Source organism: Ruminococcus sp. AF17-1AC, assembly GCF_003461385.1.
Lineage (GTDB): Bacteria > Bacillota > Clostridia > Oscillospirales > Ruminococcaceae > Hominimerdicola > Hominimerdicola aceti.
This window is the reverse complement of record NZ_QTWZ01000008.1, coordinates 1-12,811: the sequence shown is the minus strand read 5'-3', so window position 1 is coordinate 12,811 and position 12,811 is coordinate 1. Positions and strand designations below refer to the sequence as shown.

At 43.1% G+C, this 12,811-nt stretch carries 10 protein-coding genes; 9 read left to right on the top strand and 1 reads right to left on the bottom strand.

The window, feature by feature from the left end; translation table 11 throughout:
* Positions 1-155: 155 nt before the first annotated feature.
* The 9 genes from DWW81_RS07005 (at position 156) to cbiB (ending at position 10,878) form a co-directional block, all read left to right on the top strand.
* Positions 156-497: a hypothetical protein gene (locus tag DWW81_RS07005; protein ID WP_117897087.1), complete on the top strand. Its 342-nt coding sequence runs from the start codon at positions 156-158 to the stop codon at positions 495-497.
* Positions 494-1,450, top strand: coding sequence for a D-2-hydroxyacid dehydrogenase (locus DWW81_RS07000; RefSeq protein WP_117856972.1), 957 nt, complete (start codon positions 494-496; stop codon positions 1,448-1,450). The genes DWW81_RS07005 and DWW81_RS07000 overlap by 4 nt, the downstream gene beginning before the upstream one ends.
* Before the next feature lie 19 nt (positions 1,451-1,469).
* Positions 1,470-2,267 carry a glutamate 5-kinase gene (gene proB, locus DWW81_RS06995; RefSeq protein ID WP_038670159.1) on the top strand — a complete coding sequence of 266 codons (798 nt, stop codon included), beginning with the start codon at positions 1,470-1,472 and terminating at the stop codon, positions 2,265-2,267.
* Positions 2,268-2,272: 5 nt separating this feature from the next.
* Positions 2,273-3,526: a glutamate-5-semialdehyde dehydrogenase gene (locus tag DWW81_RS06990; RefSeq protein WP_117897086.1), complete on the top strand. Its 1,254-nt coding sequence runs from the start codon at positions 2,273-2,275 to the stop codon at positions 3,524-3,526.
* A gap of 121 nt (positions 3,527-3,647) precedes the next feature.
* On the top strand, positions 3,648-4,262 hold the full coding sequence (locus DWW81_RS06985; RefSeq protein ID WP_242843644.1) for a TIGR04100 family radical SAM protein: 615 nt from the start codon (positions 3,648-3,650) through the stop codon (positions 4,260-4,262).
* Between the two features lie 142 nt (positions 4,263-4,404).
* Positions 4,405-6,165, top strand: a complete 1,761-nt coding sequence (locus DWW81_RS06980) for a sigma-70 family RNA polymerase sigma factor (protein ID WP_117897084.1) — start codon at positions 4,405-4,407, stop codon at positions 6,163-6,165.
* 171 nt (positions 6,166-6,336) lie between these two features.
* A complete protein-coding gene (locus DWW81_RS06975) occupies positions 6,337-8,532 on the top strand; it encodes a sigma-70 family RNA polymerase sigma factor (protein WP_117897083.1) in 2,196 nt (731 codons plus the stop codon).
* Between the two features lie 90 nt (positions 8,533-8,622).
* On the top strand, positions 8,623-9,684 hold the full coding sequence (hisC, locus tag DWW81_RS06970; protein WP_117897082.1) for a histidinol-phosphate transaminase: 1,062 nt from the start codon (positions 8,623-8,625) through the stop codon (positions 9,682-9,684).
* A gap of 222 nt (positions 9,685-9,906) precedes the next feature.
* Entirely contained in the window at positions 9,907-10,878 is a 972-nt protein-coding gene (cbiB, locus tag DWW81_RS06965; protein WP_117897081.1) for an adenosylcobinamide-phosphate synthase CbiB, read from the top strand.
* Positions 10,879-11,014: 136 nt separating this feature from the next.
* On the opposite strand, the gene DWW81_RS06960 is transcribed toward cbiB, so the two are convergent.
* Entirely contained in the window at positions 11,015-12,649 is a 1,635-nt protein-coding gene (locus tag DWW81_RS06960) for a cellulase family glycosylhydrolase (protein ID WP_181982693.1), read from the bottom strand.
* Positions 12,650-12,811: the final 162 nt, after the last annotated feature.

Below are 12,811 nucleotides of genomic sequence, written 5' to 3'. Positions count from 1 at the left end.
ACGAATTTTTCCCGAAAAAGGCAGAGGTATTTGAAAAAATACTTCTGCCTTTTTGTTTTATAAAGCCGTTATAAAGACTCAAATCTATTGCAAATGACGTAAAACTGTGGTATAATATTTTAGTATGATAAAATAACGCTTTAGGAGATGATAGTGTGATAGAAACACTGGCGGCGGAAACTGCGACCTTGCAGAACGTTTATGCTCCCTTGCCTTTTAAGGTGCATATGATATTCTGCGTTATCGCTACGCTTTTATATATAACTCAGTTCATAAGGAAAGGCTCTTGTCATTATCTTACATTAATGATAGCTATCGACCTTACTATAGTTACTCAGTTTACCACAAAAAGCGTTGTTATCGGTATGCTTTTCGGCGCAGAGGTAGCGCTTCTTGCGGCAACAGCTTTTATTTCCCATAGGTTTGCTAAAAAGCAGAAAGCTTTGGAGAATGCCGGGGAAAAGTCGGAAACTGCTCAAAAGGAAGATGAAGAATGAAAATAGTTATACTTGACTCTGAAACAGTTTCAAGAAACGATGTGTCGCTGGAGGGTATAACAGTCCTTGGTGAAAGCATTGTTTATGGTTTTACACCAAATGAACAGGTCGCAGAAAAGATAGGCGACGCTGACGCTGTTATATGTAACAAGTGCCTTATAACAGAGGAGGTATTCTCAAAGTGCAAAAACCTGAAATACGTCGGTCTTTTTGCAACGGGATATAATAATGTTGACCTATCCGCCGCAGACAGGCATGGTGCGGTGGTCTGCAATGTGCCTGCATATTCAACAAATGCGGTGGCACAGCATACTTTTGCGCTTATCCTCAACTATTTCAGCAAGATAAGAGAATATGCCGAGAAAGTTGACGAGGGCGGCTGGGTGAATTATAAGCTGTTTTCATATTTTGGTATTCCTACCTATGAGCTTGCTGGAAAAACCATTGGTATAGTAGGCTATGGCGACATAGGAAAGAAAGTTGCTGAGATAGCAAGAGCGTTCGGCATGAAGGTCATCACCTTTACACGTTCACCCCAGAAAATAACTGACGGCACGCCTGCGGTAAGCCTTGAAGAACTTCTAAAGACCTCTGATATAGTGACGCTCCATTGTCCTCTTACAAAGGATAATGAGAAAATGATAAATGCCGAAAGCCTTGGCATGATGAAAAAGTCAGCATTTTTCGTCAACACTGCAAGGGGCGGTCTTGTGGACGAAAAGGCTCTTGCACAGGCTCTTGAAAATGAAGTCATTGCAGGGGCAGGAATTGATGTTCTCACAAACGAGCCAATGGGTGAAGACTGCCCTCTCAGAAACGCAAAGAACTGCACTGTTACCCCACATATAGCGTGGGCGCCAAAGCAGACGAGAGAAAGGCTTCTTGAAACTGTTGCGCAGAACTTGAAAATGTGGATAGAGGGTACGCCACAGAACGTTGTCAACGGAAAATAACAATAAGGACATGATAAAAATGATAGATATGACAAAAAAGAAAAGAGTTGTGGTAAAGGTAGGAACTTCTACTCTTACTCACAGCACGGGGCTTCTTAATATACGCCGTGTGGAACAGCTCGTTAAAACTCTTGCCGATCTGCAAAATGCAGGACATGAGATAATCCTTGTATCAAGCGGTGCGGTGGGTCTTGGCAGAGCAAAGCTGGGCATAAAGGAAAGACCAAAGGACACTCCCACAAGACAGGCTTGTGCGGCGGTGGGTCAGTGTGAGCTTATGTATCTTTACGATAATCTTTTCTCTGAATACAGTCTTAATGTGGCTCAGCTTCTGCTTACAAAGTATATTCTTCTGGAAGACAGAAAGATAAACGTGCAGAATGCCCTTAACCGTATCATAGAGCTTGGCTCTATCCCTATCGTGAACGAGAACGATACGGTGTCTATTGATGAGCTGGAGCTTGAAATGGGCGAGAACGATTCTCTTGCGGCAAATGTTGCGGTGCTTGCTAATGCAGATCTGCTTATAATAATGTCTGATATCGAGGGACTTTTTGACAAAGACCCTCATAAGTATGACGACGCTGAGCTTATCCCTGTTGTGCCTGAGATAACGGAGGAGATAAAGGCTATTGCAGGGGGTGCAGGTTCTTCACTTGGCACAGGCGGAATGGCGACAAAGATAAAAGCCGCTGAGATATGCAAAAATGGCGGAATAGATCTTATCATAATGAATGGCAGAGATCCAAGACATTTGTATAAGGTATTTGAAAATAAACCTATAGGAACACTTTTTACAGCTAACGGGGAGGTATAGTAAAAATGAGTTATATCGATATTTTGGGACAGAAAGCAAAAGCTTGCAAAAAGGATATCGCCTTCGCCTCAACAACACAGAAAAATGACGCACTTCTTGAGATCACACATATCCTGAGAGTTTGCAAGGACGATATTATCGAAGCAAACAAGGTTGACCTTGAAAATGGCAGAATGAGAAAAATGTCAGAAGCAATGCTTGACAGACTTGCACTCAATGACAGCCGTATCGAGGGCATGGCAAAGGCTTGCGAGGAGCTTGCACAGCTTGACGACCCTGTTGGCGAGGTAGTTTCAGGCTCAACAAGACCTAACGGCATGAAGATCGAAAAGGTAAGAGTGCCAATGGGCGTTATAGGCATTATTTTTGAAGCCAGACCTAACGTTACTGTAGACGGCGCTATACTTTGCCTTAAAAGCGGAAACGCTGTTATACTCAGGGGCGGAAAAGAAGCAATAAACTCAAACAAAATGCTTGCCGACCTTATGAGAAAGGCTGTTGAAAGGGCAGGCTTCAGCCCTGACATCATTCAGCTTGTGGAGGACACTGACAGAGGCATCGCTCTTGATATGATGAAAGCCAATGATTATATTGATGTCCTTATCCCAAGGGGAGGCGCACAGCTTATAAAGGCTGTTGTACAGTCTGCCACTGTGCCTGTTATCGAGACCGGCACAGGAAACTGTCACGTTTATGTTGATGCAAGTGCGGATATAAAAATGGCTGTGAACATTGTTGATAACGGCAAGACCTCACGTCCGTCTGTATGCAACGCAGTTGAAAGCTGTCTTGTTCACAGGGATATTGCGGAGGATTTTCTCCCGAAGCTTAAAGAAAGACTTGACAAGCACCACGTTGAGATAAGAGGCTGTGAGCTTACAAGGCAGATACTTGGTCCTGAGAACGTTACTCCTGCTGATGATGACGATTATGCAACAGAGTTTCTTGACTATATAATCTCTATCAAGGTCGTTGACGACATGGCGGAGGCACTTGAACATATCGACAGATTTTCTACAGGACATTCTGAGTGCATCGTTACGGAAAGCCTTTTTGCCGCACAGGAATTTCAGAAGAGAGTAGATTCTGCGGCAGTATATGTAAACTGCTCAACAAGATTTACAGATGGCGGAATGTTCGGCCTTGGTGCTGAGATAGGCATTTCCACTCAGAAGCTTCACGCAAGAGGTCCTATGGGTCTTAGGGAAATGACCACCACAAAGTATCTTATCTCTGGAAACGGACAGATAAGAGAATAGATATTAGTGAGGAATGAGGAATGAAGGTATCGCCTGCGGCGATGATTTCTCTGTAGGGGCGACCTTTGGTCGCCTGTCTGCTCTGATACTTTGATATATTACAAAAAAAGAGGTAATTATAATGATAAAAGCTATGAATATTTCTTATGAGATAGGCGATAAGCTTTATCTCAACATCACAAACAAGTGCCCATGCAACTGCACATTCTGTATTCGTCACAACGGTGACGGTGCTTATGGCTCTGACCCACTGTGGCTGGAACATCAGCCTACTGCCGAAGAGGTAATAGACAACATCAAAAAGCGTGACCTTGACAGCTACAAAGAAATTATTTTCTGCGGCTATGGCGAGCCTACCTGTGAGCTTGAAATACTCAAAGAAACTGCAAAATATATAAAGTCTGTTACAAAGACGCCTGTAAGACTCAACACAAACGGTCTTAGCGACCTTATCAACAAGCGTGAAACTCCTGCTGAGTTCAAGGGACTTGTTGATATAATCTCAATAAGCCTTAACGCTTCTGACGCAAAGGCTTATGACGAGGTAACAAGACCCTCATTCAAGGGCGTGAACTGCTTTGAAGAAATGCTCTCTTTTGCAAAAAGAGTGAAAGAGTTCGTGCCGGAGGTAATGCTCACTGTTGTGGATATAATCGGCGAAGAGGAGATAAAAAAATCTCAGGCGGTTGCTGACAGCGTGGGCATACATCTCAGAGTCAGAGAATATGTTGATTAATATTTCGTAAACAATATATTAAGTTTTATATTTGCTCAATATTCCGTTTTCAGCAAACATCTAAGTGATGTCGGAACAATAACCGAGTGCTGAAAACGGATATTTTTTTGTTCGATAATAAAAAGAAAGCTGGGTAGAAAAAATGGAAAAGGAAAAGATAAAACGTCTTGTTTTGCAGGCAGGACAGGGTGACAGAGCAGCTTTCGGAGAGCTTTATGAAGAAACGGGCAGGAGCGTATATTTCAACTGCCTGAAGCTTCTTGGAAATGCTCAGCAGGCAGAGGATATAACTCAGGACACTTTTATGAAAGCTCTTGAAAAGCTTGACAGCCTTAAAGAGCCTGAGAATTTCTCAGCGTGGGTGAATCGCATTGCCATAAACAACTGCAAAATGTATTTCAGGAAAAATCCCCGCACTGCGGAGGAGGAGTCGGAAAAGATAATCGATGATACGCCCGACAGCGAGCTTATCCCTGACGATTATGCCGACAGCGAAGAAAAACGCAGGATAATAATGAACATTATCGACACCGCTCTCACTGACGAACAGCGTCAGACAATAATACTTTTCTATTTTGATATGATGAGCGTGGCTGAGATAGCAGAGATAATGGAATGTTCTGTTGGCACTGTCACTTCCCGTCTTAGCGCTGCAAGAAAGAAGATAAGGGAGGCGGTGCTTATTTACGAAAAGAAAAACAATGACAGGCTTCATGCTGTTATTCCTATACCTGTTCTGTCAAAGATATTTATGCAGGAATGTCAGCATTTGAAGCTGCCTGAATTATCCGTTTTCAGCAAGGCGTCAGCCACGGAAGTTGTTCCCGATAAAAATACTACAATAAGTAAATCGGGAGGAAAAGGTATGTTTTCAACAGTAAAAGCAAAGGTAATAGCAGGCGTTTGTGCCGTGGCAGTTGTGGGCGGAGGTATCACAGCGGCGGTGCTTGCAAACAGAGATAGGACGGCAGATATTGATAAGCCAAACACAGCCGTTCAGACAGACGCACAAGGTGACGTGAATGAGCAGGAGATAGAGAATAAGCTAAACGAACTTGATGAAAATACTGATAATAAAGATGATGTTACTGGCGATGCTGCAAGCGGTGTAGATTCTGACGGAGAGCCTGAAATGGCTGTTTACACTGTTTCTGATGAGATAAAAAATGCTGATCTTTCGTCAGGTCTTGTTCAGCTCAACGGTGATATCATGCAGGTTGGCGGATATGAAAAGACCTCTGACTTCTGTGCAAAATATGCCGATGAATATGACATTATGTACAGCGACGGCACATACGAAGAGAAAAAGGACGAGATGCTTAATTATTTTGTGGGCAAAGACGGTCTTTTAACTGGCGAATGGTGGGATATATATTCCCTTACTCTTATCCCAAAAAATGAGCCGAAGGGCGACCAGATAACTGTCTATGTGACAAATCTAACAGCCCCAGACGGTCAGGTATCTCTGGCAGACAGCTATGTGGTATGGGCTGAGGAAAAACCTATGTCAAAGGATATCTACACCCCTGCGTGGATACCGACCGGTATGCCTGCAAGATTGAGCAGTGATGTGTTGAGCACCAAAAAGCTCGATGAGATATATGACAACATAGACGATTATTTAGCACAATCAGTGCAGGATATGCTTGCTTCTCAGGGCATCTCAAAGGGCGAGAACAGCATTTCAGGAAACTATCTTTCCTATGTTTACTCACAGGGCGATATGTCAATGAGCGGAACATACTGTGTGAACAGTGACACTGACCCTGATGTTTTCGTTGCATATGTTGCAGGAGAGAAAAATGCCGCAGGGCTTACACCTCTCTACAGATATCATTTTGCCTTCGATACAAATTCAAAAAAGCTTTATGAAAGCAGAATGTATTTTGCAGGTATGTTCTGAAAAAACTATCCCTCACATCTGTGGGGGATAGTTTTTTTCTCGTTGACAGGCATTTTGTTATGTGATATAATTATTTCGGCAATATTATAATAATAAATATTAATTATATGTAAACTATATATGAAAATTTTGAATTTGCTCAACAAATCGTCTGCGTTTTGCATCTAACTAATGTCGGGACTGATAAAACAGCGGACAAGAAAACGGCAATTCGGAAAGAAAGAGCAGGTCAAAAACATGGAAAAAGATGATATCAAAAAGCTTGTATTGCAGGCGGCACAGGGAAACAAGGCGGCGTTCGGTGCGCTTTATGAAGAAACGGGCAGAACAGTGTATTTTAGCTGCCTGAAGCTTCTTGGCGACCCACAGCTTGCAGAGGATATCACTCAGGAAACTTATCTTACGGCCCTTCAAAAGCTTGGCACTCTTGCACAGCCTGAGAATTTTCCAACATGGGTAAACAGGATAGGGATAAATCTCTGCAAAATGCACTTTAGAAACAATTCCGCCCCTGAGGACAACTCAGAGGAGATAATAGAGGAAATCCCTGACGAGGGGCTTATCCCTGAGGAATATGTGAGCAATGACGCTAAAAGAAAGATAATAATGGATATTATAGATACTGTTCTCACAGAAGAGCAAAGGCGTTCGGTGATACTGTATTATTTTGATATGCTCACAGTGCCTGAGATAGCAGAGGTAATGAACTGCACCACAGGTACAGTAACTTCCCGCCTTAGTGCCGCAAGAAAAAAGATAAAGGAGGCGGTGCTTATATACGAGGAAAACAACAACGACAGACTTCATGCTGTCGTGCCTGTATTTATTCTTTCAAAGCTTCTTAATAAAGAGGCTTCAAACACCGTTCTTCCGAAACTTACCGTTTTCACAGGCTCAGCCTCAGCCGCTAATGCAGTTCCCGATAGCGTAACATCAATAAAAACTATATCGGGAGGAAAAGTAATGTTTTCAACAGTAAAAGCAAAGGTAATAGCAGGCGTTTGTGCCGCAGCAGTAGTGGGCGGAGGTATCACAGCGGCGGTCGTGCTCAGCTCAAACGGCAGTAAGGATAATGATAATGATGACGGCGTGGTTGTTGTGACTGAGTCACAACAAAGCAGTGAAAGCAGTTCGGATGCCGATAATAAAGCTGATACGGCAGGCGATAACAGTGATAAATACTGGATAACAGGCTTTAAAGGGTCTGATCCGTCAGATACTTTGCCGCAGGATATTTTCGGCAGCAAAATATCAGTGCCTGTTGACCTTAGTGCCATAGACGGCGGCAACGCCAACATGGAAATGTACGGCGACGATATTGGCAGATCCAGTGATATTATGAGCGTTGATAAAATGATAGGTGAAAACACTAACGTTGAGATAACCTTCGTTTCATCAGATGAGAGCCAAACAAAATACGACCTTATCAGTGGAAACCCATTTGACCGTGACGCAAGCGTGGCTGACATTCTAAAGGAAAACAGCTGGAGCGTTACAATACCTTTGGAAGAGGCTGTGGATACCTCCGACTGGGAGTATGAAAGCTACGGCAGCTACAGCAACAAAGAAGATCTTGATAAAATAATCGACAAAATGGGCTGCCCTACAAGCATTTATATGAACAGCGAATATGACGGCATGGACGATTACAAATGCTATACAATGTATTGGGAGAACGTTGACTATACAATTTCACTTACCGTGGTGGAAACATATAGTAATTATGAAGAGTATGACGTAGTGCTTGATGACTTCTCGGTTTCCGATTTCACATACTACAGCAAAAACTATCCGCAGGAAGAAATACACGAAAAAGACGGAGAGGCTGTTTTCACATCTGAGTACACAGGCATAACAACACCGGGCGAGAGCACTGTAAACACTGAAGAGAACAGAGTAAAGGTATATGATGACCTCAAGGCACTTGACCTTACTTCAGACGCTGCTCTGCCTAAGGATATAAGCGTAAGCTATAAGGGCATAGACCACGTTTTCACAGGCAATGAGCTTATTGATGATGTAAGAGCAGAAATGGTGGATACCCCTGACGATGAATACGATTCTGCTCTTTGCTACGGAAAAACAAGCTCGACTATGGATAATATCATCATCTTCGACTTCTGGCTCAACAGCGATCATACCCTCCATAAGATAAGAATGAGTTTCACCACCGAAAGCGACTGCTCAATATTCGGTATAACAAAAAATTCAACTCCTGAGGAAATGGCTGCGATCTTAGGCACACCTGAGGTCAGCGACAGAAACGGCAAAGATCAGTTTCTTGATTGGAAGAGCGATTCCATGAGCGTGAACGCATATTACTATGACGGCGTTTTGCAGTCTATACAGGCTTACTTTGAAAACTAGGCGGCTTTTATTTGACAACATAAGCGGTATGTGCTATAATATTTTATATTAATGCTTTACTATGATAAAATATAGAGAGGATAATGTAAAATGAGCGAAAAGCTTTGGAGAAAAAACCTTATAAATATAGAGCCATACGTTGCAGGGGAACAGCCTAAAAACGATAAGATAATAAAGCTCAATGCAAATGAAAACCCTTATCCGCCGTCATCAAAGGTAAAGGCGATATTGGAGGGAAAAACTATTGCAGAGCTTAGAAAATACCCTAGTGCTGACGCTTCTGTACTTAGGGCGGCGCTTGCGGAGCGTGTTGGGCTTAAAAGCGAGAATGTTTTCTGCGGAAACGGCTCAGACGATGTGCTTGCCACAGCTTTCAGAGCGTTTTTCAACTCTGATAAGCCTATACTTTATCCTGATATAACTTACTCTTTCTATCCTGTGTGGTGTGAGCTTTTGAAAATACCATACAAGACTAAGAGAGTTGACGAGGATTTTGTAATTAATATCGAGGATTTCAAAGAGCCTAACGGCGGCGTTGTTATACCTAACCCTAATGCACCGACAAGCCTTGGTGTAGGTGAGAAATTTATAAGAGAACTTCTTGAAAACAATCAGGACAGCATTGTTATAATCGACGAGGCATATGTGGATTTCGGCAGGTATTCCTGCGTGGAGCTTGTGAAAGAGTACGATAATCTCGTTGTAACGCAGACTTTCTCAAAGTCACGTTCCCTTGCAGGCATGAGAGTTGGCATGGCTTTTGCCAGTGCCGAGCTTATCAGCTATATGCAGGCTGTAAAGGACTCATACAATTCTTATCCTCTCGACCAGATAGCCATAGAAACTGCCGTTGCAAGCCTTTCTGACGAGGATTATTTCAAGGCGACAGTTGAAAAGGTCAAGGCAACAAGGGATAGAACAGCGGAAAAAATGCGTGAAATGGGATTCAACGTCCTTGACAGCGAAACGAATTTTCTCTTTGCACAGCATGAAAAGCTCTCCGCAAAGGAGATATTCACATACCTCCGTGAAAATGGTATCTTCGTGAGATACTTCAACAAGCCGAGAATAGATAACTTCCTGAGAATCACTATCGGCACAGACGAGGAAATGGATCTTATGCTTGAAAAGCTTTCGGAGATATGCAAATAATATAGTTATCACAAAAGCTTATGGATATATCTATTCAGTGTAGGGGCAAACAGTGTTCGCACCTTAGTTTCTGTTTTTTTGAAAGACTTTTGTTCGGGCGGCTCTGACCGCCCTTTTTTGTGCCTTATCCCTTAAAATCAGAGCATAAAGGTATTGAAAATCAGAAAATGTTGTGATATAATTATCATAAGTAATTATTGCCTGAAGAAAGGATATGTATATATGTTGATAAATTCACTGGCGGCGCTTGCACTTGGCTTTGCGCTGGATATGCTCATTGGCGACCCTGAAGTAGTGGTCTATCCTCAGTATTTTATAAAAAAGCTTGTGGCAAAGCTTGATAAGTCTTTCAGAAACAGCTATAAAAACACCCCCGAAGCACAGCGCATGGCAGGTCTTATGATGACTGTGATAGTGCTTCTTATAGTTGCCGCTGTGGCATTGCTTCTCCTATTCGTGGGCTATAAGCTAAATGCCGCACTTGGCATCTTCCTCGAGGGCATAATGTGCTGGTCAGCACTTTCTGTAAAGTCCCTTAAAACTGCGGCAGGGGGAGTGATGCGTGCTGCAAGGGCAGGCAATCTTTCTTCTGCACAGCGCAAGGTAAAAAAAGTGACCTTCCGTGACACCGACGATATGAACATTGACGCTGTTATAAAAAGCACGGTGGAGTCGGTTGCAGAGAACACCACAGATTGGGCGGTCGCACCTATTTTCTGGTCTGCGATATTCGGCGGTCTGGGCGGAATACTCTACAGAACAGTGAATATTATCGACAACACAGTGGGCTATAAAACAGACACATACATAAACTTCGGCAAATTCCCTGCAAAGCTGGACGACGTTCTCAGCTTTATACCTGCAAGAATAGCCGCCCTGCTTATGAAAATGAACGTTTCTTATCTTCACCTTGACAGCAAGAACGCTTCTCAGGTATACAAAAAAGACAGAAGAAAATCCCCTAGTCCTAATTCAGCGCGAACTCAGTCGGTGTGTGCAGGTGCATTGGGTATCCAGCTTGGCAGTGATGAGTATTACGGCGGACAGCTTGTAAGAAAGCCTGTTATAGGCAGAAATCTAAAGCCATGCGAGCCTAACGATATATTCTGGGCAAATCAACTTTTGCTTGGCACATCGTTCTATGCTATGCTTTTTACAGCCATTATAAGAACAGCACTGTTCTTTGTGATATGATATAAAATAATAATAGCCGAGAGGTAAATGCCCCTCGGCTGTGTTTTTATAGTGTAGAGGCGACCTTGGGTCGCCCACTTATCGTTAGTTTCTGTGCAAAAAAAAGACCTCCCACCAAGAGAGGTCTTTTGTATTATCAGTGGTTTCTGTACCAATCACGAATGAACTTGCCGCTTGCTGTGAGCTGTGAAGTGCCGCTCTTTATAGCTTTGAGGTTCGTGCCGCTCTTGAATGCGGAAGCCGTTTCGCTCTTTCCGCAGGCTGACCAGTTTATGTAGCCTACTTTTAGTGAGTCGAGAAGCTTGAGCCATTTTGTACTTTCTGCTGAGTTATATCCGCCGTTTCCGCTTGCGTCGCAAGTTCCGAACTCAGATACAAGAACAGGAAGTCCCTTGTTGTAGCAGTTCTGAAGTCTGTTTCTCAGCCAATCTCTGTGAGTGTTTGCATAGAAGTGAAGAGCATAAACGCAGTTTTTGTCTGAAAGCTTGTTGCCAAGCACCTGATCTATGTCCTGACTCCATGTGCCTGTACCGCAAATTATGATAGCGTCACTGTCGTATTTTCTGATAGCGCTTACAACGCTCTGACAGTAACTTTTTATACCGCCTGTCCATGTTACACCGCCGTTAGGCTCGTTGCAGATCTCGTAAATAACGTTATTGTAGTCCTTGTAGGTCTTAGCCATTTCTGTGAAGAACTTGATAGCGTCATTTTTGTGGTTGTTAGGGTTTTTGTCATTGAGAACGTGCCAGTCGATTATAGCATACATTCCAAGAGACTTTGCGTTCTCAACGCCTGTCTTGACTTTCTGCTTTGCCTGTGCCTGATACTTGCCGTTCTCGGTGCAGTAGCCACCCCATTCTTCTGTGTACATTGCAATTCTTATAGTGTTGACCTTCCAATCATCTCTTAACACTTTAAGAGAGTCCTTTGTAAGAATATTTGAGAAATCTTCCCACATGATGCCGTGAGTTGACATACCCTTTATCTTGAATACCTTGCCGTTCTTGTCAACAATATTCGCACCCTTTACAGAAAGCTGACCATGCTGTGAAACCGGGGTCACAACAGCAGGAGCTTTAGATGTGGTAGCCGATACCTCTGCAGAATATTTTCCGTAGTGGTTGGCTTTCTTGTCGTCTGTCTTGCAGGCTCTTATCTTGAACTTGTATGTGGTCTTCTGGTTGAGATTTTTTACAGTGTGGCTTGTGCCTGTGGTCTTCGCGATCTCTTTCCACTGACCATTTTTAAGCTGAAATACTCTGTAATTTGTGCATCCTATCTTTGTCCATGAAAGCTTTACGCTGTCATAGGAAACGCTTGATACTTTAAGACCCTTTGCAGGCTGTGGGTTCGTGGCGGTGTTCCAGTTGTCTGAATATGCGCCGTATACCTTTTTTCCTTTCACGGTCTTGTAGGCTCTTACCTTGAAGTTTTCACGGGTAGCATTTGGCAGATTTTTCACAGTGTATGTGAGGGTCGAGCCACTTTTTACGTCTGCGATCTGCGGATATTTACCGTTTTTTCTCATACAAACTGAGTATCCCGAAGCTCCGCTGACCTTTTTCCAGCTAAGCTTTATCTCGCTGTTGCTAAGTGTTTTTGAAGTAAGCCCTGTGACTTTTCCGACGCTTGCCGCCTCGACAGTTATCGCCGTCTGCGAAAGAAGCGGCGTTTCGTCCACAGCAGGCAGTGCCGCCGCAGCCGACATGAGTGTTACCGAAGTCAGCAGCACAGCGGCGGCTTTCTTCAGACTGGTTAAGTTTCCCATAATTTTTCCTCCTATAATGAACATTGTAACTTTTCATTCATACTTATTATAAGTTTAACATATTTTCGTTCTTTTGTAAACCATAAAAGCCAATTTTAAAGCTCAAATACTGTAGTGCTACAATAGATATTGGACAAAATTAAGAAAAAAGAAAAGAGAGAT